This window comes from Pseudoalteromonas thalassia (assembly GCF_049257215.1).
In the GTDB taxonomy this organism is placed as follows: Bacteria; Pseudomonadota; Gammaproteobacteria; order Enterobacterales; family Alteromonadaceae; genus Pseudoalteromonas; species Pseudoalteromonas lipolytica_C.
This window is the reverse complement of sequence record NZ_JBMMUE010000011.1, coordinates 116,548-141,470: the sequence shown is the minus strand read 5'-3', so window position 1 is coordinate 141,470 and position 24,923 is coordinate 116,548. Positions and strand designations below refer to the sequence as shown.

Sequence of the window (24,923 nt, the reverse complement as noted above, 5' to 3'; positions counted from 1 at the left end):
TTGATTTTTTTTCACTTTTTACCCTATTTTAGCTCTGATAATCTCCTAGTTTTGCAAAATAACACTTATTAGGGACGATGTATAAACAAGGATTTCTATGAAAAGAACTTACATAGCAACATTAATCGCAAGTATGAGCATGGTCACAATTAACAGTCATGCTATTGAGATATATAAAGATGATAAAAACAGTGTCACTGTTGGTGGCTTTATTGATGCCAGAGTGATCAGCACTCAAGGTGAGACTGAAATTGTAAATGGTGTATCCCGTATAAATTTGGATTTTAAACGCCAGCTAAAAAATGAATGGCAAGCCTTGGCATTCCTAGAGTGGGGAGTAAACCCTGTAGGTAATAGTGACATTGTTTACAATAATCGCTTTGAAACTGTGCAAGATGAGTTTTTATACAACCGTTTAGGTTATGTTGGTGTAAAACACGAAAAATATGGACGAATTACTGTAGGTAAGCAATGGGGGGCTTGGTATGACGTGGTTTATAACACAAACTACAGCCTAGTATGGGATGGCAATGCTGCTGGGGTCTACACCTACAATAAAGACGATGGAGCAGTAAATGGTACTGGTCGAGGCGATAAAGTACTGCAGTATCGTAATAACTGGGGAAATGTCCATATAGCATTGCAAACGCAATTAAAATCAGATGACTTTTATACCTGCGATATCGCCGATATTTCGCGTGCATCATGTCAGGCATTATGGGATCAAGGTAATAATGCTGCTCAAAAAGTTGAGTTTAATTCAACTTATGGTGCTGCCCTCTCCTACTATGTAACTGATGAACTTAAATTTACAGCAGGTGTAAACCGAGGCCAATTTGAGATTCTGTATGCTGGCGGGCGAAAACAATCAGTAACAGATCTAATTTATGGTGTGGGTATGACCTATGGTGATTTTAATAAACCTGGTTGGTATGCATCAGCGAATATCAATAAAAATGAAAACCATGATACTGATAATTTAGGACGGTTAATTAAAGAAGCTGTCGGTTCTGAATCGTTAGTCAGTTACCGTTTCGATAACGATATCCGCACTTTCTTAGCCTACAACATATTTGATGCTGGTGACGATTACGTGATTCAACCAAACTTTAATGCTGATCCTAATGATGTGTTTAAACGACAATTTGCTGTTTTAGGTTTGCACTACTTTTTGGGCGATGACACTATTTTATACATCGAAGCACGTAAAGATTTTAGTGACTTTTCAAGTAATGATGCTGAGCAAGAAGCACAGATGTCACAAACCGAAGATGATGGTATTGCCATCGGATTTAATTACACATTGTAATTGCATTTACATAAAGCCCACTTTAGTGGGCTTTTATATATTCTAATTAATGTACAACTCAAATATTTTGCTTTTTGGTCGCAATCCAAATCAATAAACTGATTCTAGTTACATCAATTTCAAGCATTTCGTTGATGCACTTTTATTGACTAACCCAGCTTGCTTGTTATGCTTCATTGTTTCTACTGAGTAACTCACTCAACTCTTTCTTACTTTGCTCAGGATTTTTGCCCGCAGTATCTATGACAATACGTGCTGTTTCCCACAAGTCATAATCTCTTGAAATCACACTTTCCCATGATGGAAGTAAAAGGTTTCGAATATCTGTTTGCCTGTTTTCTACACGTTGTCGATGTTCGGCTTTATTCGAGCAGATAACTTCAATTTCTATATAGGGTGATGAAGCTTTATTTGCTACGCTTATCCACCCTTCTCGAGATTCCAAAACTGGGTTTGTTGAGTCAGCTACAACAGAAAGGCCGCTTTTTAGATTTTCTAACGCAAGAGCAAAAGCTACCTTGTAACCTTCGTCATGTAGCTTATTAAAACCACAGTTTTTTAGTTCTTGCTCGATAGTATCAATACGAATATGAACTGCGCCCAAGGAAGAAGCTAAAAACTTAGAAAGTTCAGTCTTACCTGTTGCGGGTAGACCTCCAAGGATATATAACATAAAGCCTATGAATTCCTTCCATGTTACTTTTAAAAGTGTGTATTTAGGGTGTTTAACATTTAAAATGTTGTCATAAAAATTCAAGAAAAACCATCGCATTCGATAAACCGAGAAGATTCCACGCCTGAGTTTCTATAACTACTTATCTTGTTTATCAATATACTTAAATTTAAAGATACGCTGAGGTTATAATGAGGTCAAATACAGTATGATGTGTTCCTATACAGAGAATTATTACTACATTGAATAATCACGTTCTACTTTTGCAATGCGCGTTGTAAAAGCGCTGTACCATTTGTCTTTTCCAAGTTGTTGGGCATTTAAGTGCTCTACGTTTTGTTTCCAGGCTTTAATTGCTTCTAAGCTTTGCCAATACGACACAGTAATACCTAATCCATCTCGAGCAGATTCCATGCCTAAATACCCAGGTTGTTGTTCTGCGAGCTCCACCATTCTATTCGCCACCTCTTCATAACCAGCGGTATCGTCAGATAAGATATTCGTAAAGATTACGGCGTAATAAGGCGGTTTTGGTGTATTCGCTATCATGGCTATTACTTCCCTCTACTAGGTTCAAAGCCATCATAGCATGGGATTTCTGTGTTAAACGTATCCCAGTTTGCTTTAGAGCTCACAAAATTATGGCTTATCGGACGTTCGTTTATATCACTATCTAATAAACCTAGGCGAATACGTAAGCGGCTTGGGTCATCTTTATTTTCGCTATAAACTGGGGAGCCACAGCTGCTACAAAAATAGCGAATTCTACCGGGTTTAAATTCAAACGCACTTAGATGCTGCTTGCCTTCTGTTAGGTTAAAACCATCTCGTTGAATAAAGCCGTTGGTTGCGTAAGCTGTGCCAGAGTTTTTACGACACAACGAGCAATGACAATGAATAATTGAGTCTATACCACCAACAATCGTTACTTTTACTTTGCCGCACAAACAACTTCCTTTATACATAGTCCCTCACAAGGTTAAAGCTTAATAGCCGCGATGCTTCCAAAAATCAGTGGCAGTGCCTTCGGCTTCCTTTAATAAGTTAAAGGATTTATCGGCAATTATATGGCCATTTAACTCAATAGTCATGCGCCAAATACCTACTTTATTATCAACAGGTGCCCATATAGTATCACCTAAGTAAAACTGCCAATCGTTTGTTTTAACATACTGTTCACCCTCAAACGGCGGCATAATATCGCCATCCTCATCGGGGATATCTGGGTGGTAAACGCAAAACTTAATTTTTTGTCCTTTGGCCTTTTTAATGTTAACAATAAAACCAAATTCAATATCTAACTGTGCAGGAACGTCTGTTGTAAATTCGGTGATTTGAGGCAGGTCTTTCTCTTTTGCATCCCAATGACTGTAAATGCCGTAACTTTCAATACTGGTAATTGGTTTGGCTTTTGCCATAGTTGCAAGCGCTCCTTTTTAAAAATGAGGCGCTATTTTATAGTAGCAACTCTAGCAGAACAAGATTGTACTATTATAGTAATTAGGTAACATGTTTTATCCAGTGAGCGTCATGCTGTTGAAAGCCGCATTTTGTTAAAAGCTTAATACATGAACTATTATTTGGGTTAACTAAAGCTACAATAGTGTTTAGCGGGGCCGGCACAAAGGTTGTTAATTTTTCAAATAACATGGCTAATACCTTTTGCATTATCCCCTTGCCAAAGTATTGCGACGACAATTCAAATCCTAAAATACCCTGCCCGTTAATTATGTTAAATATGCCAATACTACCAATAACTTGGCCAGTACTTCGCAAAACAATAACCAACCGAATACCTTGTTGATTATAAAAACTCTCAATGTCGCCTTGAATAAAGTCGTAAACGTCACCTTTGGTTATGTCAGCGCTGTAATCATTAAAAGATTGAACATGAGGATCTTTTAAAATATCCCAAATTGCTTGGCAATCTTTGTGTCGAATTGGGCGTAAGTCAAAGGCTAAGTCATTGTGGCTTGACACGGTAATTACTTCTTTTTCTTTATGAGCTGGCATTATTGTCTTACTATAAGGGTAAATACAAGCAATTAGGTTAAGTTCGATGAGTGAAGAGTTTAAAGTAATTCAACCTACCACTACAGTGTATTGTAAAGAACGCGGCGAAGGCTGGACTTTAACAGGGATCACCAGCATTGATGAGCATACTTCTGTGATGTTCGATGGCGTAAGGTATACCTTACCAGCCCGTGAAATTGTTGAGGTATTATTACCGCAACAGCTCGAGCGAGAGAAAAACCAACAATAAAAAAAGCCAGCATCAAGCTGGCTTTTTCGTGTTTAAAATTAACGTAATGCGTTAATACGCTCGTCAAGTGGTGGGTGCGATGAAAATAACTCAGCAACACCTTTACCGCTTGCAATACCAAACGCCATCATTGAACCTTCTAGTTGTGATGGGTGGTTTTGTTTTAAACGCTCAAGGGCGCTTCGCATTTTATCTGCACCTACTAGCTTAGCTGCACCCGCATCCGCAGAGAATTCGCGTTTACGGCTATAGTAAGCAACTATCATACTTGCTAGAACACCAAATAGCATTTGGAAAATCATATCGAATAAGAAGTAAGTCCAGCTACTACCACCCTCTTCTTCATCACTATTTAAGAAGTTATCAACAATACCTGCTAATACTTTCGCTATAAAGATAACAAAGGTATTCACTACACCTTGAATAAGAGTAAGCGTAACCATGTCACCATTTGCAATGTGTGACACCTCATGAGCCAATACCGCCTCGGCTTGATCTTGGTTCATGTTGTGTAATAAACCTGTGCTCACAGCCACCAGCGAATTGTTCTTACTTGGGCCGGTCGCAAAAGCGTTCATTTCAGGGCTATCGTAAATAGCCACTTCTGGCATCGCGATACCTGCGTTTTTCGCTTGCGCTGCTACCGTAGAAACTAACCATTGCTCTGTCTCAGAACGAGGCTGTTCAATAACATGTGCACCGGTTGATTTTTTTGCCATCCATTTCGACATAAATAACGAAATAAACGAGCCACCAAAACCAAATACGGTTGAAATAACTAAAATGCCGCCTAAACTGCGATGGCTAATACCCAGTACGCTCATCACAATAGACAACACAATACCTAACACTAGCATTACCGCTAAGTTAGTCAGTAGAAACAAAAATACACGCTTCATAAAAACCTCAGAATAAACATACCAATTGTATTAACTAACGACATGGTTAAAAATCGTTAGTTAATAAAATTATCTGGGCGTACTACCAACTTATTTTAGGGCTAATGCAATTGGTTGCAAGGAACTAATTGCAACCAATTGTGACAGAGTATGTCAAAAGTAACAACTCAATTATTATGGGTTAATAGATAAAATTTCAAGTAAGGTTTTGTAAATTTTTAATTTAGGGGTGCCATCTGTATAAGGACTAATCGCTAAAAGCGGGAAAGGTAGTGCTGATTTTAAAGTTTCTAAATTGGCGTCTTGTTCACGCATGTTTGGGTCTACATGATTTGCAATCCAGCCCACACAATTAACACCTAGCGCTTTAAAATGAGCAGCTGTCAGTAATGCATGATTAAGGCAGCCTAGCTTCATGCCAACCACTAAAATTACATTAAGATTTTGTGATTTAACCCAATCACAGAGTAAATCGGTTTCGTTGATTGGTAAACACCAACCACCTGCACCTTCTGTAAGAATATAATCGGCATTGAGTGCTTTTATGTTTACATAAGCAGCATCAAGCTTATCAAATGTCAGCCTGTCCCCTACTTGGGCTGCAGCAATATGTGGTGCAATGGGTGGCTCATAGGTAAAGGGGTTAACAATGTTATATTTAACCCCAATTGATGAGCTTTCCATTAAGGTTAATGCATCATCATTAACTAGTTGCCCAAACGCTTCTTCTGCACCTGCGGCAATGGGTTTAAAACCCACCGCACGCTGTTTATGTTGCGCCAGTAAGTTTAACAACAAACTGGTAACATGTGTTTTTCCGGAATCGGTGTCTGTACCCGTGATAAAAAATTCTTTCATTTTTGAGTAAATTCTACTTTTCTAGTTCTAAAAGGACAACTTGATAGCTCACTCTAGCATGCCCATCAACCAGAGGGTATGCCTTACAAACACTATTAAGTGCCTGCCTAGTTAATAACCCTTCGCGTTTTTTCTTAGTTTGCAATGAGGTAGCGCCAATCGCTTTTATCGAGCGCAGTGCTTCTAAGGGCGATTTATAGGCATCTATATAACATCTGTCGGCTGCAAAATTGAGTTTAAATCCGGCCATTTGTGCATACTCAATAATATTATTAGCACCATGAAACTGATTAATATGGTTTTGCTCATCTAAACAAGCAAAAGCCTGTTTGATCTCTTTGAGCGATCCATCTACCACGCAGCTTAAATAAACCTTTCCGCCTACTTTTAATGCACAAAAAAGGTTATTGAGCAATGCTTCTAAATCAGCAGACCATTGCATTGCAAAATTACTAAACACACAATCAAGTGAGTTTTGCTGTAATGGTAGGTTATCCATATCAGCACACACTTTTAAACAACTTGAGTTTTGATCAGTGCTTAGCATGGAGTGACTTAAGTCCATTGCCAATACAGTATCAAAATGTGCTTTAAGCATTGCGGTGTTAACTAATGGCCCAGCCCCTAAATCAAGGCAAGTACCCTGCTGATGTTTACTGGCCATAATTTTGAATAAGTGCGCAGCCGCTTGTTTTTGTACTTTAGCATGGCTTGTGTAATTTGCAGCCGCTTTAGAGAACTTAGTTTGTGTTGTTAGCTTATTACTGTCTTGAAAGCTTAAAGGTACTTGCAGTTGAACACTCATAAACACTCCACTAGCGAATCAACAAGCTGTTTTATATCCTCAGCTTGATGAGCGCTACTTATGGTTACTCTAAGTCGTGCCGTATTAAATGGCACAGTGGGCGGTCGAATAGCGGTTAACCACACGCCTTTTTCTTTAAGCTTATTAGCAACAGCAAGCGTGTGTTCTGCATCGCCTAATACCAGAGGTTGTATAGCTGTTTTAGATTCCATTAATGCTAAGTTACGCTCTTTGGCAAGCGCTCTAAAGTAGGCAATATTATCTGTAAGCTGAGCGCGTCTATTATCCGCTTTTAATAACTTTTCGAGCCGTTCAAGAGTACAACTAGCCATCAGAGGAGACATTGCTGTTGAATAAATGTATTCACGATTAAACTGCAGCATGTAATCAATCATTTGCTTTGATGCAAGCAGGCAAGCACCACTACTTGCCAGTGCCTTGCCAAAGGTGATAATCAGTAAATCAGGCTTGATTGACTCACAACTCCCTAAACCTTGCTCGCCTAACACGCCAAAGCCATGGGCGTCGTCAATCATCAGCCACGCATTGTATTGTTTAGCAAGTTTACAGAGTGCTTCAATGGGGGCTTGATCGCCATCCATCGAAAACACCCCTTCGCTCACTATAAGCTTGTGCTTTGCTTTTGACTTTTGTAACCGCGATTCTAAGTGCTTAAGGTCGTTATGATTAAACCGTACCATGGCAGCGGAAGAATGAAGGCCGCCATCAATAAGGCTGGCATGATTAAGCTTATCTTGGAAGATTGCCGATGATTGCGCCACGCTTTTATCTTGAAACAACGCTTTTAAAACACTGCTATTAGCGCTAAATCCGCTATTAAATAACATGGCGCTTTCATAGCCTAATAACTCGCATAAACGCATTTCAAGCTGTTGCTGTGCTTTATTATAACCATTCACTAGCGCTGAACTGTGGCTACCTAGTTGCTGCGCTTGTATTTCGATAAAATCATCTGCAAAACCAAGGTAGTCATTACTGGCAAAATTTAAATACTGTTTACCTGCAACCTGAATAAAGCGCCCACTTGCTTGCTCTACAAGCTGACGCTTTCTCAGTAATGCATCTGCTTTACACTTAAGAAGATGCTCGGCAATAAAATCAAAAGCCATTTAAATGTTACGCTTCGTAAAATAGTTTTGATGTTGCTTTATCTGCAACTTTTGATGAAAGTGATGCTGCAACCGCTTCATCAGAATAATCTTCACGCCTTTCTGGGTTCATGCCTAATTTTTTAATCAGCATCATGTCAGCATCTGCTTCTGGGTTTTCTGTAGTCAGTAGTTTATCACCGTAGAAAATTGAATTAGCACCAGCAAAGAAACACATTGATTGCATTTGTTCATTCATCGCCGTACGACCAGCTGATAAACGGACATAGCTTTTTGGCATCATAATACGTGCTACAGCAATGGTACGAATAAATTCAAAATGATCTAAATCTTCGACATCTTCAAGAGGCGTACCTTTTACCTTAACCAACATATTGATTGGCACACTTTCAGGCTGTTGCGGCAAATTAGCTAATTGCATTAATAAACCAAAACGGTCAGCTGCCTGCTCGCCCATACCAACAATACCGCCAGAACACACTTTCATTCCGGCATCACGCACGTTATCGATAGTGTTTAAACGGTCTTGGTAAGTACGAGTAGTAATAATCTGTTGATAATATTCTGGTGATGTATCAAGGTTATGGTTGTAGTAATCAAGACCCGCGTCTTTTAATGCATGGGCTTTTTCATTATCAAGCATGCCAAGGGTCATACAGGTTTCAAGCCCTAACTCTTTGACTTCTTTTACCATTTTCTCGATATATGGCATGTCGCGATCTTTTGGATCAGACCAAGCGGCCCCCATACAAAAGCGCGTTGCACCCTTTTCTTTAGCTGCACGTGCTTGCTCTACCACTTTTTCAACTTCCATTAGGCGTTCACGCTCTAAATCCGTTTTATAATGACCAGACTGAGGACAATATTTACAGTCTTCTGGGCAAGCACCCGTTTTAATCGATAATAAAGTAGAAATTTGTACTTCATTTGGGTTGAAGTTTTCACGATGAACACTGGCCGCTTTGAATAATAAATCATTGAACGGCATTTCGAATAATGCTTTTACTTCTTGGTGAGTCCAATCGTGACGGACAACAGCGTGCTCCATAATAGTCTCTTTTTTTAAATTAATGGGACGGTATGATTGGCTAAGTCTACGAGTTGACGTAACATTGTCAACGAACAGGAGGCTATTAAAGTTTACATATGAACAAAAAACAATCTATTGATCTAAGTTTTGACCGCGAACATATTTGGCACCCTTATACATCAATGACTAATCCTTTACCCGCTTATCCGGTAAGTCATGCTCGTGCTAACCGCATTTTTTTAGAAACGGGTGAAGTATTAATTGACGGAATGGCATCTTGGTGGAGTGCTATTCATGGTTATTGCCATCCGGTTTTAAATGAAGCAATAGCCACACAACTAAACAAAATGAGCCATGTTATGTTCGGTGGCCTAACACATCAGCCCGCTGTTGAACTGTGTAAAAAGCTCGTTAGTATGACGCCACCCTCACTTGAAAAAGTGTTCTTAGCCGACAGCGGTTCTGTCAGTGTTGAAGTAGCAATAAAAATGGCTCTTCAATACTGGCTGAGTAAAGGACATACTGGTAAACAAAAACTAATGACGCCACTTAAGGGCTACCATGGTGACACCTTTGCTGCCATGAGTGTCTGCGACCCTGTAAATTCAATGCACAGTATGTACTCTGGTTTTTTACCTGAGCATGTTTTTGTTCCTGCTCCAAGTGCTAAGTTTAACGGTGAGTTTAGTTCTACAGAGGCTGAAAACCTAGAAAACTACTTTGCAGCTCACCACCAACACGTTGCGGCATTTATAATTGAACCCATTGTGCAAAATGCTGGGGGTATGAATTTTTACCATCCCGATTACTTAAAACATCTACGCATACTTTGCGATAAGTATGATGTTTTACTTATTTGTGATGAAATCGCCACAGGCTTTGGCCGCACAGGTACCTTGTTTGCTGTTGAGCACGCCGATATAGAACCAGACATTTTGTGTATTGGTAAAGCATTAACGGGTGGCATGATGACACTTTCTGCAACCTTAACCACCAGCAAAGTTGCTATTGGTATTAGTGAAGGTGAAGCCGGAGTGCTTATGCATGGTCCTACTTTTATGGGTAATCCATTAGCATGCGCAACTGCCTGCGCCAGTATTGATTTACTGCTCGAACAACCTTGGCAAGAACAAATAGTACATATTAACCATGTACTCACCGAGCAGCTTGCTAAATGCAAACAACTTGATGACGTAGCAGATGTTCGTACCCTAGGTGCAATTGGTGTTGTAGAACTAAAACGTAATGTTGATGTGGCAAAAATTCAACGCTTTTTTATAGAGCAAGGTGTGTGGATCCGTCCGTTTGGTAAATTAATTTACTTAATGCCACCTTATATAAGTGATGAACAGAGCTTAACTAAGTTGTGTAACGCTATTTATGCAGCCATAGAACAACAGGCGTATTAGGGCGTGTTGACCCTTTGTGATTAATTTTGCAGCTGTGTGTTTGGTATTTAGGCAAGGCAGAGCCTATGTAGTGTGGTTGTTCCACATAAATAGGCGATAACGCAGCATCAATGCCAAACACGCGCTAGTAAACAAGACATTAAAAAAGGAAGCTAATGCTTCCTTTTTTATTCATACTTTACCATTCAAACATATACGCCATTTTACTTATGGTTCGTAAAGGAACATTGTGTTCACATCGTTTAGCATAAAGATGCTGCAATGATTTATCTTTAATCTCACCAACAATCACTTCTTTTACTTGATAACCAAGGGCTGTAGCCGCTTGCGCGTAGGCGATAAACTCCCACTTTTTAATATTGGTGTTATCAACAATTACCAATGGGATTTCTTCTGCTAAAGCATTAATAAACCGCGCAAGGTTTAAGTTGTGATACTCAGGAAGCTTGTATTTATCAAATTGATACACACCTTCGCTGTTATAAAAATAATCATCTGTTGCGCAAACGACATACTCAGTTTCGTTACCAGCAACTAACTCATCAGCTAGGCTTTGCGCATAATATGATTTACCCGAGCCGGGTAAGCCGCGAAGAATAAAAACTTGTTTCATAGCACCTGTAATACAATAAAAAATAAAAACTAAAGGACAGTTATCCTGTTGAGAATTGTTAATAATGCCACAAAATAACCAATTAGCGCAGTGAGAAATTAAATTATCACGAATTTTACGCAAAAAACCGCTGTTATTTTGTTCAATTGAAGAAAAACTAGTAAAGAGTATGTCTGAATAGTTTTTTTATTTGATTTACGAAGGTAAGATAGTCGATTCAAGTGCAATGCACAGCATTATTATATTAGGCAACTTATATCATTGGAGTGAAGATGAGCCATTTAGCGATTTCAGAGCTATTAGAAGGCAAGGTTGCGGTTGACAGCCAAGTAACAGTAAAAGGCTGGATCCGTACACGCCGCGATTCAAAAGCAGGAATTTCATTTTTAGCCGTTCATGACGGTTCGTGTTTTGATCCTATTCAAGCGGTAGTACCTAATTCACTCAATAATTATGATGAAGTAACACGTTTAACTGCTGGTTGTTCAGTATCTGTCACGGGTATTCTTGTACCTTCAGCGGGTCAAGGTCAGTCTTTTGAAATTCAAGCTAACTCTGTTGAAGTATTAGGTTGGGTTGAGAATCCAGACACCTACCCTATGTCGGCTAAACGTCACAGCATTGAGTATTTACGTGAACACGCACACCTTCGCCCTCGTACTAACATCATGGGCGCGGTAACACGTGTACGTAACTGTTTAGCTCAAGCGATTCACCGTTTTTACCACGAGCAAGGTTTCTACTGGATCAGCACACCGATCATCACTGCAAGTGACTGTGAAGGCGCTGGTGAGATGTTCCGTGTATCAACTTTAGATATGGAAAACTTACCGCGTACAGATAAAGGTGAGATTGACTACAGTGAAGATTTCTTCGGTAAAGAAGCGTTCTTAACTGTATCTGGTCAGTTGAATGGTGAGACATACGCATCGGCAATGTCAAAAATCTATACTTTTGGCCCTACTTTCCGTGCTGAAAACTCAAACACATCTCGTCACTTAGCTGAGTTTTGGATGGTTGAACCTGAAGTTGCATTCGCAGATTTAGAAGACATCGCGAAACTTGCTGAAAACATGCTTAAATATGTTTTCAAAGCAGTATTAACTGAGCGTCGTGATGATATGGAATTTTTTGCACAACGTGTTGAGAAAACAGCTATCTCTCGTTTAGAAGAATTCGTGACTAAAGATTTCGCACAAGTTGATTACACTGATGCTATCGAAATTTTAAAAGCATGTGGTAAAAAGTTTGAGTTCCCTGTTGAATGGGGTGTGGATTTACAATCTGAGCACGAACGTTACCTTGCTGAAGAACACTTTAACGCGCCAGTAGTTATCAAAAACTACCCACGTGATATCAAAGCGTTCTACATGCGTCAAAACGAAGACGGTAAAACAGTGGCAGCGATGGACGTAGTTGCACCAGGTATTGGTGAAATCATCGGTGGTTCTCAACGTGAAGAACGACTAGATGTATTAGATAAGCGCTTAGAAGAAATGGGCTTAAACAAAGAAGACTACAGCTGGTACCGTGACCTACGTAAATACGGTACTGTACCTCACTCTGGTTTTGGTCTAGGTTTTGAGCGTTTAGTTGCTTATGTAACAGGTATGGGCAACGTTCGTGACGTTATCGCCTTCCCTCGTACTAAAGGCAGCGCGACATACTAATCAGTATCGCCTAGCAAATAAAAAGCCGCTCTCGAGCGGCTTTTTAGTTTTTCTTTTGTACAGATGTAATATCGACAACTCTATCTCCTTCAAAGGTGATAGATACTAAATACTCACCGCCAATTGATCCCTTAAGGTTATATGACCAAGTTTCTACCTTTTGACCGGGCTTTATATTGCCGCCTGTATCAATACCTAAACTTTGCACGTCTTTGAGTAAGGGAGTGCCTAATTTATCTAAAACTTCGATTTTGCTCATGTCTTTAAGTACAAGATCTCCATCAGATAACCTAAAACTGCTGCCAGCAAAGGCTATTAAAGGACAGAATAAAAAACATAAAAATAAAAGGTTTTTGAACATGGTTCTTGCCTTAAAATAACATTGAAATGTGATTCTGGATTATGAAATTATAGTTTAATTTTAGAATGTAAAATCCCTTTAGCCAATATCCGAAAGGTTAGATGAAGCAAGCATGAAAACTTCTAATCTATCGGTTTATTGAAAAACGGTTTATGTATAACGTCCTTTCCAGCTCGTTTTTATAAATTACCATAAAAAAAGCTGCGCACCTAAAAGGTGAACAGCTTTTAACAACCAGAATCGTTATGAATTACAGAGCGCTTTCAAGCTCAGGTAACACATCAAATAAATCAGCAACTAAACCATAGTCAGCGACTTGGAAAATTGGCGCATCAGGGTCTTTGTTGATGGCAACAATCACTTTAGAGTCTTTCATACCCGCTAAGTGTTGAATCGCACCACTGATACCTACAGCAATATATAAGTCTGGGGCAACAATTTTACCGGTTTGACCAACCTGCATATCGTTTGGCACAAAACCCGCATCAACAGCAGCGCGTGAAGCACCAATTGCTGCGCCTAGTTTGTCAGCAATACCATTCAATAACGCAAAGTTTTCACCATTTTGCATACCACGACCACCAGATATAACCACAGGTGCAGCAGTCAGCTCTGGGCGTTCTGATTCAGTTTGTTCTTCTGATACAAACTCACTCAAACCAACAGAGCCTTTACCTGTAACGCTTGTTACAGCTACCGGTGCTTGCTCTGATGCAATATCAAAGCTACTAGCACGAACGGTGATTACTTTTTTGCTATCCAGAGATTTAACTGTGGCAATCGCATTACCTGCATAAATAGGACGTTTAAAGGTATCAGCATCAATCACATCGATGATTTCAGAGATTTGAGCAACATCTAAAAGTGCTGCAACACGTGGCATAAAGTTTTTACCCGTTGTTGTAGCGCTCGCGACAATGTGTGAATAGTTATCTGCTAAAGATAAAACCAGATCCGCTAGGTTTTCAGCAAGCTGATGTGCGTAAGCGGCATCATCAGCAATCAGGACGCTGCTAACACCTGCAATAGATGCTGCTTGCTCACTCATTGCAGATAAGTTTTCGCCTGCAAGTAGTAAATCTACATCAAAACCTAGTTTAACAGCAGCAGTGATCGTTTTATTGGTTTCAGGCTTTAGAACACCTTTGTCGTGTTCGGCTATCACTAATGTTTTCATTTAGATCACCTTCGCTTCTGTTTTTAACTTTTCTACCAATGTCGCAACATCTTCAACGATAATGCCACCACTGCGTTTTTCTGGCTCGTTTACTTCAACCAGCTGCACATGAGGCGTAAGGTCTACACCTAAACTATCAGCAGCAATCACATCAAGTGGTTTACGTTTTGCCTTCATAATGTTTGGCAATGAAGCGTAACGTGGTTCATTTAAACGTAAATCTGTCGTTACGATAGCAGGTAGTTTAAGAGCGACTGTTTGTAAGCCTCCGTCCACTTCACGCGTTACATTAACTGTACCCGCTTGTACATCTACTTTAGATGCAAAGGTACCTTGGCCACGACCTGTTAAAGCAGCAAGCATTTGACCGGTTTGATTGTTGTCAGAGTCAATCGATTGCTTACCTAAAATAACTAGCTCAGGTGATTCTTGCTCTACAATCTTGCTCAGTAATTTAGCAACATGTAAAGACTCGAGCTTTTCTTCTGTTTCAATATGAATAGCTTTATCGGCACCGAGTGCTAAGGCCGTACGTAATTGCTCTTGAGATGATTTATTACCAATAGTCACAGCAACAACCTCAGTGGCCGTCCCTGCTTCTTTTAAACGAATAGCTTCTTCAATTGCAATTTCACAAAACGGGTTCATCGCCATTTTTACATTAGCTAGATCAACATCCGTTTTATCGGCTTTAACGCGTGCTTTGACGTTGTAGTCAATTACTCTTTTAATTGGAACGAGGACTTTCATCGTGACTCCATCAATTGTGTGTTCTCAAAGTTGACCTTCGCGTCAACTTATTTATTTTATGAATTCAGACTACTTCCTGTTGACGTAAACGTCAACCTAAAATAACCTTAAAGTATTCACAGCCTGTAACGTTTCATTTGCAAGTATGAAATAAGGTTCTTTACAGCAGGTCCGTCACCGAGAAGAGGTTTATATGGTCGAACGCGAAACCATGGAATTTGATGTAGTCATCGTAGGCGCAGGCCCAGCAGGTTTATCAACTGCGATTAGATTGGCTCAACAAGCACAAGAAAAACAACAAGAATTAATGATCTGTGTGGTAGAAAAAGGCTCTGAGGTGGGCGCGCACATTTTATCTGGTGCCGTTTTTGAAACCAAAGCACTCGATGAATTACTACCCGATTGGCAGTCATTAGGCGCTCCGGTTACTACAAAAGTAACGCAAGATGATATTTACTGGTTTAATAACAGTGAAAAAGCCACCAGCATCCCCCACTTTGCGAGCCCTAAAACATTCCATAACGAGGGCAATTACATTGTTTCTATGGGTAATGTATGTCGCTTTTTAGCTGAGCAAGCTGAAAACTTAGGGGTAGAAATATTCCCAGGCTTTAGTGCGCATTCTTTAATCATTGAAGACGAGACAGTAAAAGGCATTATCACTGGCGATATGGGTCTTGATAAAGACGGCAACGAAAAAGACGGTTATATGCCGGGTATGGAGCTTAGAGCAAAATACACCGTATTTGCTGAAGGCTGCCGAGGTCATTTAGGTAAAGAGTTAATCAAACACTTTGCCCTTGATAAAGATGCGTCTCCACAGCATTACGGTTTAGGATTCAAAGAAATATGGCAAATCGACCCGAGTAAACATAAAGAAGGCACCGTTGTACATGGCACAGGCTGGCCATTAACCGGCGATACCAGTGGTGGTGCGTTTATGTATCACAGCGACAACAACCAAGTCGTCGTAGGCTTAATTGTTGACCTTAACTACTCAAACCCACATTTAAGCCCGTTTGATGAATTCCAACGTATGAAACATCACCCTGTCTTTAAAGATGTATTAGAAGGCGGTGAGCGTATAGCCTATGGTGCAAGAGCAATCGCCAAAGGTGGCCTGCGCTCATTACCAAAAATGCACTTCCCGGGTGGTTTACTTGTTGGTTGTGATGCCGGCACATTAAACTTTGCGAAGATCAAAGGTAACCATACCGCAATGAAATCAGGCATGGTCGCTGCTGATGTGATTGTAGCAGCCCTTAGCGACGGAAAAGAAAATACCGATTTAGCAGAATATAAAACGGCCTTTGAACAAAGCTGGGCGTATAAAGAGCTCTATCAATCGCGTAACTTTGGCCCTGTTATGCACAAATTGGGTAAGTTCTTAGGGGGTGCTTATAACACTCTAGACCAAAACCTATTTGGTGGCAGCTTACCGTTTAACTTTGAAGATAACATGCCAGATCATGCCACCTTAGTTACTGCTGATCAGGCCGAAAAAATCTACTACCCAAAAGCAGATGGCAAACTAAGCTTCGATAAACTTTCATCGGTGTTTTTATCAAATACCAATCATGAAGAATCGCAACCATGCCATTTAAAGCTAAAAGATAACTCGATTCCAATTACAGTGAATTTGGTGCAATTTGATGAACCAGCGCAACGCTACTGCCCTGCTGGCGTATACGAAATACAAGAAGTCGAAGGTGAAAAACAGTTTGTGATTAATTCGCAAAACTGTGTGCACTGTAAAACCTGTGACATAAAAGACCCAAGTCAAAATATTACTTGGGTAACACCTGAGGGAGCTGGCGGACCAAACTACCCAAATATGTAATAACTAACGTTACTCATTTAATTAAAATTCATCCTAAATTGCAGGGGCTTCGGCCCCTTTTTTAGGCTATGCTAAAGGTCTGTTTACCTTTACAGATTAAGACGTTAAAGGTGAACTGATATTAGTCGTGATTAAAAGTGAGTAAAATATGCCGTCTTCAAGTGTAACCTTTCGTTTTTTAGCTGAACCTACCGATGTAAATTTTGGCGGTAAGGTTCACGGTGGTGTGGTAATGAAGTGGATTGACCAAGCAGGATACGCCTGTGCTGCAGGTTGGAGTGGTCATTACTGCGTTACTGTTTCAGTAGCGGGTGTAAAGTTTCAGCGCCCTATTTTGGTTGGCCAAATTGTCGAAGTGAAAGCCAGTATTGCTCACACTGGTAAAACCAGCATGCAAATCTTTATTCAAGTCCGCTGCGGTGACCCAAAAACACAAAACCTAGTTGAAACCAATCATTGTGTTATTAGTTTTATTGCGATGGATGAAGCAGGTTACCCAATCGAAGTACCTTCTTATACCGCTGTGACTGACGAAGAAAAGAAAATTGAAAACTATGCGATAAAAATGAAAGAGATCGCAATAGAAACAGAAACCCTTTTGCAAAAAGCGTAAAACAACACTGATTTAAAAACTGCACCTAGTAACTTCTACAGAGCACCCTGAAATTGTTACGACTGCCAAACTGAACGCCTGTTTACAGTTTCAACAACCTGGCCATAAAATCGCTTAATAAAGCCTAAAAACAATACTTTAGGCTTTATTTTTGCGTTGGCATTGCCATTGCAATACTCCTAGTGAATGACGCGAAACATTCGTTTTTTATTTTATAAAGGAGCTATTAAATGATTAAAGCAATTTCAATGTCTGCACTTTCTTTAGCACTACTAGGTTTTAACAATGCTGCACATGCAGATATTACCGAAATGGATTCTCCGCGTATTTATACCGGTATCGGCTACGGTCAATATTCTTTTGAGTTTGAAGACAGCGAAAATGACACTGACTTCGATGATGATTCACAAATGCTAAAAGGTTATATTGGTACGCAATTTAATAAATACCTAAGTCTTGAACTTGCATACCAAAACTTTGATGAAGTAAGCGATATCGATTCTAAAGCTGAAATTGACGGTGTTTCACTGGCTGCACGATTAGCAGCGCCGATTACAGAAAGTTTTTCTGTCTATGCCAAAGGTGGCTGGCTAGAATGGGACGCTGAAATTGAGCAAGACTTAGGTGAACTTGGCAGCATTAGTGCCGACACTGATGGTGGTGATGTATTTTATGGTGCAGGTATCGAGTATGCTTTCACTACGAATATGCAAGTACGTTTAGAATATGAGCGCTATGAATTAGAAGATGATATCGACCCAGATATGGATGTTGCCTCAGTATCATTCCAATACATGTTCTAATTTAAACCTATTGGTCTAATTATTAAAAGGCAGTCTCGACTGCCTTTTTTTGCATTTGCATGTAAAATGTCGGCAGATTATCTTAACGACAATGCACAATGAGCGAATACCAATTAACTGCCGTCGGCCACATTCAATCTCCTTACAAACAAAAATTTGCTATACCGCGCCAACCTCGTTTGGTTCCTGAAGCGAAAGCAAAGCTGGTATTCAGCAGCAATTTTAACCGCGAAGAGTTTGTTCGCGGCCTCGATGAATTCAGCCATATTTGGTTATTATTCAGATTTCACGAAACCGCTGATAAAGGCTACTCAGCAATGGTAAGACCCCCGCGTCTTGGTGGTAATGAGCGTAAAGGTGTATTTGCAACACGCGCAACCTTTCGCCCAAACGCAATTGGCATGAGTGCTGTTAAACTGGAAGGCATCGAATATAAAAATGGTCAACTAAGCCTATTACTATCAGGCATCGATTTGCTCGATGGCACACCAATATTAGATATTAAGCCTTATTTACCTTACTCAGATGCGATGACTGATGCTACGGCAGGCTTTGCCGATACCCGACCAGAAACCGATATGAGTGTCGAATTTAGCGATGAAGCCCTAGCCTTTATCGAAAAACAAACTGAACAACCTGAATTAAAAGCGTTTATAAGCAATGTATTAAAGCAAGATCCTCGCCCGGCATACAAAAAGCAACGTGATTCAGAGCAAAGCTACGGCATGACCTTATATGACTTTAATATTCGTTGGCATGTTAAAGATAACCACAATACAGTGATCAGCATTGAAAAATGCTAGCTTTTTTACATATAGCGCTTTAGTGTCAGTGATTCCACTGGTAAACTGAGCGCCTTGTTACTACTCAAACGTCTTGAGTAAACGATAATAATTTTAACACTACTTGGAATAGAGATGCGTACCAGTCAATATATACTCGCAACACTTAAAGAAACTCCGTCTGATGCAGAAATTGTTTCTCATCAATTAATGCTACGAGCAGGCATGATCCGCCGCGTTGCGTCGGGTTTGTATACATGGTTGCCCTCTGGTTTACGCGTACTTAAAAAAGTAGAAAATATTGTACGTGAAGAAATGGATAAAGCTGGCGCTATCGAAATGTTAATGCCAATTATCCAACCTGCTGATCTTTGGGAAGAGTCTGGTCGATGGGAGCAATTTGGTCCTGAATTACTGCGTATTAATGACCGCCACAACCGCCCATTTGCTCTTGGTCCAACTCACGAAGAAGTGATCACTGATTTTGTGCGTAAAGAAGTAAGCTCTTATAAGCAATTACCACTTACTTTATATCAAGTACAAACCAAAGTACGTGACGAAGTTCGCCCTCGTTTTGGTGTAATGCGTGCTCGTGAATTCACCATGAAAGATGCTTACTCTTTCCATTTAAGTGATGAGTGTTTAGAGAAAACATATCAAGTAATGCACAAAGCATACTGCAACATCTTTGAGCGTCTTGGTCTTGATTACCGCCCTGTTATTGCTGATACAGGTTCTATTGGTGGTAGCGTATCGCACGAGTTCCACGTACTTGCAGAATCTGGTGAAGATGCAATTGCCTTTAGTGATGCAAGTGATTACGCTGCAAACATCGAAAAAGCAGAAGCATTAGCACCGACTGAAGAGCGCCCAGCAGCAAGCAAAGAGTTAAAAGTGTTCCCAACGCCTGATGCAAAAACCATCGCTGAGCTTAAACAACATTACGGTGTTAAACCTCATCGCGGCGTGAAGACATTAATCGTATATGGTGCGCCAGATGAAAACGAACAACGTGGTTTAGTTGCGCTTGTTTTACGTGGCGACCATGAATTAAACGAATTAAAAGCTGAAAAACACCCACTTGTGGACTCACCACTTGAAATGGCGAAAGAAGAAGACATCGTTGCAGCTATTGGTGCAAAGCCGGGTTCATTAGGCCCTGTAGGCCTAACGATGCCAATTATTGTTGACCGCTCTGCAAATGTACTTGCTGACTTTGTTGCGGGTGCAAACAAAGACGGCGAACACTACAGCGGTATTAACTGGGATCGTGATGTAGAAAACTACGAAGTTGCTGATATTCGTAACATCGTGGAAGGCGATCCAAGCCCATGTGGTCAAGGCTCACTGCAAATCAAACGTGGTATTGAAGTAGGTCATATCTTCCAGCTAGGTACTAAGTACTCAGAAGCTATGAAAGCAGGCGTACTGAGTGAATCTGGCAAAAACCAAATTATGACCATGGGTTGTTATGGTATTGGTGTTTCACGTATCGTAGCTGCGGCTATTGAGCAAAACAACGACCAATACGGTATTAAATGGCCACAGCCAATCGCTCCATTTGATTTAGCGATTGTACCTATGAACATGCATAAGTCTCATCGTATTCCTGATATCGCTGAAAACCTTTATAAAGGGTTAAAAGAAGCGGGTTTAGACGTGTTATTTGATGACCGTAAAGAGCGCCCTGGTGTGATGTTCAACGACATGGAACTTCTAGGTGTACCTTTCACACTTGTTATTGGCGAGCGTAACCTAGACGAAAACAAGGTTGAACTTAAAAACCGCCGCACAGGTGAAAAGCTAATGCTAGATTTAGATACTGCAGTAGCAGAGATCGCAGCATTGACTAAAGGCTAATTAAGTCAGCTCTACAAAATATAAAAAACCGCTTCGGCGGTTTTTTTGTTTTATTAATTGTCATAGATGTTTCGCTAAAGCGTCTTTTTACTGTCATTGATTCTCCCTAGCATTTACTTTATTACACCATGAGTAAATGCCATGAATAACACCACTTGCAGTAGTAAAACCCACTATCCTGCCGTTTGGATCTCCGACGTTCACTTAGGTTACAAAGACTGCCAAGCGCAGTACTTACTCGACTTTTTAAATGCCATTGAATGCGACGTACTGTATTTGGTTGGTGATATTGTTGACTTATGGTCAATGAAACGACAATTTTTCTGGCATCCAAGTCACTACGATGTGTTAGCGCTTATTCAACAAAAAGCGAAAGAAGGCACCAGAGTTATTTATATACCCGGTAATCATGACGAAACATTTCGCCATTATGCCAATGAGTCGTTGTTCGGTATCGAAGTACACAAACAATATATACACACCACTAAGGCCAACAAACGTTTTTTACTTTTACACGGTGATGATTTTGACTCAGCAACCCGATACAACAAATTAATCAGTATTGCAGGCGATGCTGGCTACGACTTGTTATTATTTCTAAATCGTTGGACTAATCGTATTCGCCGTTTATTTGGTGGAAATTATTGGTCTTTAGCGTCTTGGATAAAAGCTAGAGTACATAAAGCGCGTGAAGCGATCGATGCATTTGAAAAAGCAGCCATCCATGAAGCAAAAAAACAAGCTGTCGATGGCATCATTTGCGGGCATATTCATCACCCTGCCGTTAAAGTAGTTGATGGTATTTTGTATTGTAATGATGGCGACTGGATAGAAAGTTGCACTGCATTAGTTGAAAACAGTTCAGGTCGTATTGAGTTACTACACTGGAGTGAAACACAAAAAGTGATTCACTCTGCAGACATTAGTAAACTGACACCTAATCACGGACTTAATAATAGCCAAGATGCAGCCTAGTTTTTTAGCCACATTGCTAATTTTTTACGTAATGTGGCTTGTTTTATAGGCTTGGTAATGTAGTCATTCATACCAACACTTAAACACTTTTCTCTATCGCCTGCCATAGCGCTTGCCGTCATCGCTATTATGACAACATCTTGGTATTGCTGTCCTGCTTTTCCCTGACGGATCGCTTTTGTACAGTCATAACCATTGAGATTGGGCATCTGACAATCCATTAAAATTAAATCAAATACTGATTTGTTATTTTTCAACACATCGAGAGCGTCCAGTCCATCACTAGCAGACTCAATATGTATATGGCTGTCTCGTAATATTGCTTTACTAACTTCTATATTAATTAAGTTGTCATCCACGATTAAAATTGACCGGTTTGATAAATCTAACTCTATACGCTCTTTTTCATCGTGGTTTTTACGTTCAATAAGATGATCTGAATCTTTATAAAGTAATGCTAATCGGTAAACTAACTCATCTTTAGTCACGGGTTTAGCAATGAAGATAATATTATCTGGCAAAAGTTGTCGTTTAGACATAGAGGATAAAATCCCCAAAACCATTAAATATTTATCAGTATTATGTTTTGCATAGCTGATAACGCTATCAATTTCTGCATGTTTGTGATCAATAATGATTAAGTCAAAGCTAGTAAGTTCATTGCTACTAAAAGACTTTATTTTTTGTAAACTTTTATAAGTCGGAAAACATATACTTTGCAGCTTTTTCTCAATATTCTGCGCTAAAACTTCATAACTTACTGCTAAACCAATTCTTTTTTCGGCCAATAATGCCATTGGTTTATTTAATGGCTTTTCTTGCTGCACAATTTCAACTGAAATTGTCGCTGTAAAACAACTGCCTGCATCTTTTTGACTTGTAACAACTATATCTCCCCTCATCATCTGCGCGAGGCGCCGACTGATCGATAATCCAAGTCCACTTCCACCATAATGCCGTGTTGTGCTTGAATCTTCTTGGGTAAATACTTCAAATAACTTGCTTTGATTTTGCTCAGATATACCAATTCCTGTATCAATTACTGCAAACGTCAATTGTACAGTGTGTTCATCAATATGTTGTTCAGCCACCGATAAAAGCACATGACCTTTGTGCGTAAATTTAAACGCATTGCTTAATAAGTTATTTAATATCTGTTTTAAACGATGACTATCACCTATTACAGTTCGATGTTTTACATCACAAGTATCTAGTAACACTTCGAGGCCCTTTTTATGCCCCTGCATTGCCATTGAGGTGATTAAGTCACTACATACCGCTACAACATCAAACTCATGAAAATCTAAATCTAACTTTCCTGCTTCAATCTTAGAAAAATCTAAAATATCGTTTATTAAAGTCATCAACGAGTTGGCACTTGCATTTGCATAATGTAAATACTGTAACTGTTGCTTTGTTAGGGGTTGCTCTTCAAGCATTTCTAGCATCCCCAATACCCCATTCATAGGGGTGCGAATTTCATGGGAGATATTAGCGACAAATTCACTTTTAGCTTTACTGGCTGCCAAAGCTTGCTCGGTTGCAGACTCAAGCTCAGCGGTACGTTTTTTAACTTCTTCTTCTAAAGTGTCATTTAACTTTTCAAGCTGATGCTGCGCGTTTTTTAGCGTATCAATATTCCTAGCAATTGCTGCTAACTGAGTTTGTTGATTCGCTGCGTCATATATCGTCGCGAGAGTAATAGAAAAATAATGCGTTTTATTTTGATCAATATGAATAGCCTCAAATGAACAAGGCTTATCTGATTTTATAGCATGTTTGACGCCTAAAAAATCTTCATCGTTAAAATTAAATAGCTGCTCAAATTCAGTTTTGTTTTGCTCAATGCCAAAGAAAGTTTTTGCTGTTTTATTTGCATAGCAAATGATCCCATTAGGCATAATCATGAAAATTGAATCTGAAGAACTTTCGATAATCTTGCTATTTTTTTCTTTCAAAAAATTTAATTCTAGCTTTCTGTTAATGTTGCGCTGATAGATAATAAATACAGCTATAACGCATATAAGTGCTAAACAGATTAGAAAGATAAATTTGTTTCGCTTTTGCTCTAATTTTTTTAGTAAGTCATCTGTATCAACTGACACCGCAATCGTTAATGGTGCCATTTTTATACCGTTTTTAAATTCCACTGTTTGTTTTAAGTAAAGTTGCTTATGTAGATAAAAAGCATCAAAAAAATCGACTGTGTTTATGTTTTGATTTTCAGAAAAATCCTTAGACCACGATTTATCGCTCCCTAACTCAAAACTAAACCGGTATGTTTCATCTGGGTGATACAAATATTGCTGGTTAGCATTAAGCAAGTACACATTAAACTGCTTATCAGTATCAGCTGTTAGCTCACGTAAAAGATTGTCTGCAAAGTAGTTTATGATAAGTACCGCAAATGGGCTTCCATTGGCATCTTGAACCAGTTTAGAAACCCTGTAACTAGTCACATAGGGTTGCTGAATTTGGCCGTTTTCTCGGTTGTAATTAATTGGCGAAATATATACAAAGCCATTTGCTAATTGTGAGGTGATGGTCATGTATTCTCTGTTGCCTTTATGTTGTAGGTTATCCTCTGCCACACGAATAACTTGACCATCTATATTATCGACTCTTACAACTTCTTTACCGTTATCTGCAATGTAAATATACCTTGCTTGGGCTATATTCTTATCTGTAGTCATAAAACCACTGAAAATTTTTGCTAACCTGTCTTTCCATGCTGAAATAGGTGTTCCAAGTACAGGATCTATTTGTTGTTCATTAGTGGCGCGCATAATGGCCATAATAGGTGGGGTTGCATCTAGAAAGTTAAGTGCAGAAATATTTTCTCTAAATACAGAGCGTAAAGCAGCTTCTTTATCAGTCAGTTCTCTTTGCATCTTTATTTGAGTACGTTCAAATAATTGTTCACGCAGCGAGTATTCGTATTGTACTGTGATTAAGCCTGCCGCGATTACTAACACAAACAAGGTAATAATGGGGATTTTATGGCGACTAAAAATACGTCCCGGCTGTACATAGTCCATTTAATCAATTGCCTATTATGCGAGTCTTCCTTCAGTATAGGTCAAAATTATAATAATAAAGATTG

General features: G+C 39.5%; 25 protein-coding genes. 10 read left to right on the top strand and 15 right to left on the bottom strand.

The annotated features are described in order from the left end of the window. The first annotated feature begins 97 nt into the window (after positions 1-97). A complete protein-coding gene (locus tag AAEU31_RS14025; RefSeq protein ID WP_421967543.1) occupies positions 98-1,309 on the top strand; it encodes a porin in 1,212 nt (403 codons plus the stop codon). 166 nt (positions 1,310-1,475) lie between these two features. Here the strand turns inward: AAEU31_RS14025 and AAEU31_RS14020 are convergent, their stop codons facing one another. The 5 genes from AAEU31_RS14020 to AAEU31_RS14000 all read right to left on the bottom strand — a co-directional run bounded on the left by AAEU31_RS14020 (position 1,476) and on the right by AAEU31_RS14000 (position 3,995). Further along, the gene (locus AAEU31_RS14020; protein WP_421967542.1) at positions 1,476-1,982 is read right to left on the bottom strand and encodes a P-loop nucleotide/nucleoside kinase family protein; all 507 of its coding nucleotides are present in this window, start codon (positions 1,980-1,982) and stop codon (positions 1,476-1,478) included. A 237-nt stretch (positions 1,983-2,219) separates the two neighbouring features. Continuing rightward, entirely contained in the window at positions 2,220-2,531 is a 312-nt protein-coding gene (locus AAEU31_RS14015; RefSeq protein ID WP_421967541.1) for an antibiotic biosynthesis monooxygenase family protein, read from the bottom strand. Between the two features lie 5 nt (positions 2,532-2,536). Next, positions 2,537-2,947 (bottom strand): GFA family protein, encoded by a 411-nt coding sequence (locus tag AAEU31_RS14010; RefSeq protein WP_135924466.1) that lies wholly within the window; start codon positions 2,945-2,947, stop codon positions 2,537-2,539. A 21-nt stretch (positions 2,948-2,968) separates the two neighbouring features. Then, on the bottom strand, positions 2,969-3,400 hold the full coding sequence (locus tag AAEU31_RS14005) for a DUF3859 domain-containing protein (RefSeq protein ID WP_135924463.1): 432 nt from the start codon (positions 3,398-3,400) through the stop codon (positions 2,969-2,971). An 82-nt stretch (positions 3,401-3,482) separates the two neighbouring features. Further along, entirely contained in the window at positions 3,483-3,995 is a 513-nt protein-coding gene (locus AAEU31_RS14000; protein ID WP_421967540.1) for a GNAT family N-acetyltransferase, read from the bottom strand. A 46-nt stretch (positions 3,996-4,041) separates the two neighbouring features. On the opposite strand from AAEU31_RS14000, the gene AAEU31_RS13995 reads away from it, so the two are divergent. Next, on the top strand, positions 4,042-4,245 hold the full coding sequence (locus AAEU31_RS13995) for a hypothetical protein (RefSeq protein WP_054561447.1): 204 nt from the start codon (positions 4,042-4,044) through the stop codon (positions 4,243-4,245). 38 nt (positions 4,246-4,283) lie between these two features. On the opposite strand, the gene htpX is transcribed toward AAEU31_RS13995, so the two are convergent. The 5 genes from htpX to bioB all read right to left on the bottom strand — a co-directional run bounded on the left by htpX (position 4,284) and on the right by bioB (position 8,985). Continuing rightward, positions 4,284-5,144: a protease HtpX gene (gene htpX, locus AAEU31_RS13990; protein ID WP_421967539.1), complete on the bottom strand. Its 861-nt coding sequence runs from the start codon at positions 5,142-5,144 to the stop codon at positions 4,284-4,286. A 174-nt stretch (positions 5,145-5,318) separates the two neighbouring features. Beyond that, positions 5,319-6,002 (bottom strand): dethiobiotin synthase, encoded by a 684-nt coding sequence (gene bioD, locus AAEU31_RS13985; RefSeq protein WP_421967538.1) that lies wholly within the window; start codon positions 6,000-6,002, stop codon positions 5,319-5,321. Positions 6,003-6,015: 13 nt separating this feature from the next. Beyond that, a complete protein-coding gene (locus tag AAEU31_RS13980) occupies positions 6,016-6,807 on the bottom strand; it encodes a methyltransferase domain-containing protein (RefSeq protein WP_421967537.1) in 792 nt (263 codons plus the stop codon). Beyond that, positions 6,804-7,937, bottom strand: coding sequence for an aminotransferase class I/II-fold pyridoxal phosphate-dependent enzyme (locus tag AAEU31_RS13975; RefSeq protein WP_421967536.1), 1,134 nt, complete (start codon positions 7,935-7,937; stop codon positions 6,804-6,806). Before AAEU31_RS13975 ends, AAEU31_RS13980 begins: the two co-directional genes overlap by 4 nt. A gap of 7 nt (positions 7,938-7,944) precedes the next feature. After that, positions 7,945-8,985, bottom strand: coding sequence for a biotin synthase BioB (gene bioB, locus AAEU31_RS13970; protein WP_421967535.1), 1,041 nt, complete (start codon positions 8,983-8,985; stop codon positions 7,945-7,947). Between the two features lie 98 nt (positions 8,986-9,083). Between bioB and bioA the strand changes: the two genes are divergently transcribed. Then, a complete protein-coding gene (gene bioA / locus AAEU31_RS13965; RefSeq protein ID WP_421967534.1) occupies positions 9,084-10,376 on the top strand; it encodes an adenosylmethionine--8-amino-7-oxononanoate transaminase in 1,293 nt (430 codons plus the stop codon). A 178-nt stretch (positions 10,377-10,554) separates the two neighbouring features. On the opposite strand, the gene AAEU31_RS13960 is transcribed toward bioA, so the two are convergent. Beyond that, positions 10,555-10,989, bottom strand: a complete 435-nt coding sequence (locus tag AAEU31_RS13960; protein ID WP_421967533.1) for an AAA family ATPase — start codon at positions 10,987-10,989, stop codon at positions 10,555-10,557. Between the two features lie 272 nt (positions 10,990-11,261). Between AAEU31_RS13960 and asnS the strand changes: the two genes are divergently transcribed. After that, entirely contained in the window at positions 11,262-12,659 is a 1,398-nt protein-coding gene (gene asnS, locus AAEU31_RS13955) for an asparagine--tRNA ligase (protein ID WP_135924437.1), read from the top strand. A gap of 43 nt (positions 12,660-12,702) precedes the next feature. Here asnS and AAEU31_RS13950 read toward each other — a convergent pair whose 3' ends face one another. The 3 genes from AAEU31_RS13950 to AAEU31_RS13940 form a co-directional block, all read right to left on the bottom strand. Next, complete coding sequence (locus AAEU31_RS13950; RefSeq protein WP_421967532.1) at positions 12,703-13,020, bottom strand: hypothetical protein; 318 nt, start codon at positions 13,018-13,020, stop codon at positions 12,703-12,705. Between the two features lie 250 nt (positions 13,021-13,270). Continuing rightward, complete coding sequence (locus tag AAEU31_RS13945) at positions 13,271-14,197, bottom strand: electron transfer flavoprotein subunit alpha/FixB family protein (protein ID WP_235382155.1); 927 nt, start codon at positions 14,195-14,197, stop codon at positions 13,271-13,273. Continuing rightward, entirely contained in the window at positions 14,198-14,947 is a 750-nt protein-coding gene (locus AAEU31_RS13940) for an electron transfer flavoprotein subunit beta/FixA family protein (protein WP_421967531.1), read from the bottom strand. Between the two features lie 193 nt (positions 14,948-15,140). On the opposite strand from AAEU31_RS13940, the gene AAEU31_RS13935 reads away from it, so the two are divergent. From AAEU31_RS13935 to AAEU31_RS13910, 6 genes are all read left to right on the top strand, one after another. Next, complete coding sequence (locus tag AAEU31_RS13935) at positions 15,141-16,787, top strand: electron transfer flavoprotein-ubiquinone oxidoreductase (RefSeq protein WP_421967530.1); 1,647 nt, start codon at positions 15,141-15,143, stop codon at positions 16,785-16,787. Between the two features lie 148 nt (positions 16,788-16,935). Continuing rightward, positions 16,936-17,400, top strand: a complete 465-nt coding sequence (locus AAEU31_RS13930; RefSeq protein ID WP_054561436.1) for an acyl-CoA thioesterase — start codon at positions 16,936-16,938, stop codon at positions 17,398-17,400. Positions 17,401-17,630: 230 nt separating this feature from the next. Then, positions 17,631-18,203: an outer membrane beta-barrel protein gene (locus AAEU31_RS13925; RefSeq protein ID WP_138556916.1), complete on the top strand. Its 573-nt coding sequence runs from the start codon at positions 17,631-17,633 to the stop codon at positions 18,201-18,203. A gap of 98 nt (positions 18,204-18,301) precedes the next feature. Further along, positions 18,302-19,006 (top strand): tRNA (N6-threonylcarbamoyladenosine(37)-N6)-methyltransferase TrmO, encoded by a 705-nt coding sequence (tsaA, locus tag AAEU31_RS13920; RefSeq protein ID WP_421967529.1) that lies wholly within the window; start codon positions 18,302-18,304, stop codon positions 19,004-19,006. Between the two features lie 114 nt (positions 19,007-19,120). Beyond that, entirely contained in the window at positions 19,121-20,845 is a 1,725-nt protein-coding gene (locus tag AAEU31_RS13915; protein ID WP_421967528.1) for a proline--tRNA ligase, read from the top strand. Positions 20,846-20,986: 141 nt separating this feature from the next. After that, the gene (locus AAEU31_RS13910) at positions 20,987-21,820 is read left to right on the top strand and encodes a UDP-2,3-diacylglucosamine diphosphatase (protein WP_135924420.1); all 834 of its coding nucleotides are present in this window, start codon (positions 20,987-20,989) and stop codon (positions 21,818-21,820) included. Here AAEU31_RS13910 and AAEU31_RS13905 read toward each other — a convergent pair. Continuing rightward, entirely contained in the window at positions 21,817-24,858 is a 3,042-nt protein-coding gene (locus tag AAEU31_RS13905; RefSeq protein ID WP_421967527.1) for an ATP-binding protein, read from the bottom strand. The genes AAEU31_RS13910 and AAEU31_RS13905 overlap by 4 nt on opposite strands. Positions 24,859-24,923 lie beyond the last annotated feature (65 nt).

Bases quoted from the DNA above. Each gene is read 5' to 3' on its own strand.
- AAEU31_RS14025 (WP_421967543.1), top strand. From the start codon at position 98: ATGAAAAGAACTTACATAGCAACATTAATCGCAAGTATGAGCATGGTC.
- AAEU31_RS14020 (WP_421967542.1), bottom strand. From the start codon at position 1,982: ATGTTATATATCCTTGGAGGTCTACCCGCAACAGGTAAGACTGAACTT.
- AAEU31_RS14015 (WP_421967541.1), bottom strand. From the start codon at position 2,531: ATGATAGCGAATACACCAAAACCGCCTTATTACGCCGTAATCTTTACG.
- AAEU31_RS14010 (WP_135924466.1), bottom strand. From the start codon at position 2,947: ATGTATAAAGGAAGTTGTTTGTGCGGCAAAGTAAAAGTAACGATTGTT.
- AAEU31_RS14005 (WP_135924463.1), bottom strand. From the start codon at position 3,400: ATGGCAAAAGCCAAACCAATTACCAGTATTGAAAGTTACGGCATTTAC.
- AAEU31_RS14000 (WP_421967540.1), bottom strand. From the start codon at position 3,995: ATGCCAGCTCATAAAGAAAAAGAAGTAATTACCGTGTCAAGCCACAAT.
- AAEU31_RS13995 (WP_054561447.1), top strand. From the start codon at position 4,042: ATGAGTGAAGAGTTTAAAGTAATTCAACCTACCACTACAGTGTATTGT.
- htpX (WP_421967539.1), bottom strand. From the start codon at position 5,144: ATGAAGCGTGTATTTTTGTTTCTACTGACTAACTTAGCGGTAATGCTA.
- bioD (WP_421967538.1), bottom strand. From the start codon at position 6,002: ATGAAAGAATTTTTTATCACGGGTACAGACACCGATTCCGGAAAAACA.
- AAEU31_RS13980 (WP_421967537.1), bottom strand. From the start codon at position 6,807: ATGAGTGTTCAACTGCAAGTACCTTTAAGCTTTCAAGACAGTAATAAG.
- AAEU31_RS13975 (WP_421967536.1), bottom strand. From the start codon at position 7,937: ATGGCTTTTGATTTTATTGCCGAGCATCTTCTTAAGTGTAAAGCAGAT.
- bioB (WP_421967535.1), bottom strand. From the start codon at position 8,985: ATGGAGCACGCTGTTGTCCGTCACGATTGGACTCACCAAGAAGTAAAA.
- bioA (WP_421967534.1), top strand. From the start codon at position 9,084: ATGAACAAAAAACAATCTATTGATCTAAGTTTTGACCGCGAACATATT.
- AAEU31_RS13960 (WP_421967533.1), bottom strand. From the start codon at position 10,989: ATGAAACAAGTTTTTATTCTTCGCGGCTTACCCGGCTCGGGTAAATCA.
- asnS (WP_135924437.1), top strand. From the start codon at position 11,262: ATGAGCCATTTAGCGATTTCAGAGCTATTAGAAGGCAAGGTTGCGGTT.
- AAEU31_RS13950 (WP_421967532.1), bottom strand. From the start codon at position 13,020: ATGTTCAAAAACCTTTTATTTTTATGTTTTTTATTCTGTCCTTTAATA.
- AAEU31_RS13945 (WP_235382155.1), bottom strand. From the start codon at position 14,197: ATGAAAACATTAGTGATAGCCGAACACGACAAAGGTGTTCTAAAGCCT.
- AAEU31_RS13940 (WP_421967531.1), bottom strand. From the start codon at position 14,947: ATGAAAGTCCTCGTTCCAATTAAAAGAGTAATTGACTACAACGTCAAA.
- AAEU31_RS13935 (WP_421967530.1), top strand. From the start codon at position 15,141: ATGGTCGAACGCGAAACCATGGAATTTGATGTAGTCATCGTAGGCGCA.
- AAEU31_RS13930 (WP_054561436.1), top strand. From the start codon at position 16,936: ATGCCGTCTTCAAGTGTAACCTTTCGTTTTTTAGCTGAACCTACCGAT.
- AAEU31_RS13925 (WP_138556916.1), top strand. From the start codon at position 17,631: ATGATTAAAGCAATTTCAATGTCTGCACTTTCTTTAGCACTACTAGGT.
- tsaA (WP_421967529.1), top strand. From the start codon at position 18,302: ATGAGCGAATACCAATTAACTGCCGTCGGCCACATTCAATCTCCTTAC.
- AAEU31_RS13915 (WP_421967528.1), top strand. From the start codon at position 19,121: ATGCGTACCAGTCAATATATACTCGCAACACTTAAAGAAACTCCGTCT.
- AAEU31_RS13910 (WP_135924420.1), top strand. From the start codon at position 20,987: ATGAATAACACCACTTGCAGTAGTAAAACCCACTATCCTGCCGTTTGG.
- AAEU31_RS13905 (WP_421967527.1), bottom strand. From the start codon at position 24,858: ATGGACTATGTACAGCCGGGACGTATTTTTAGTCGCCATAAAATCCCC.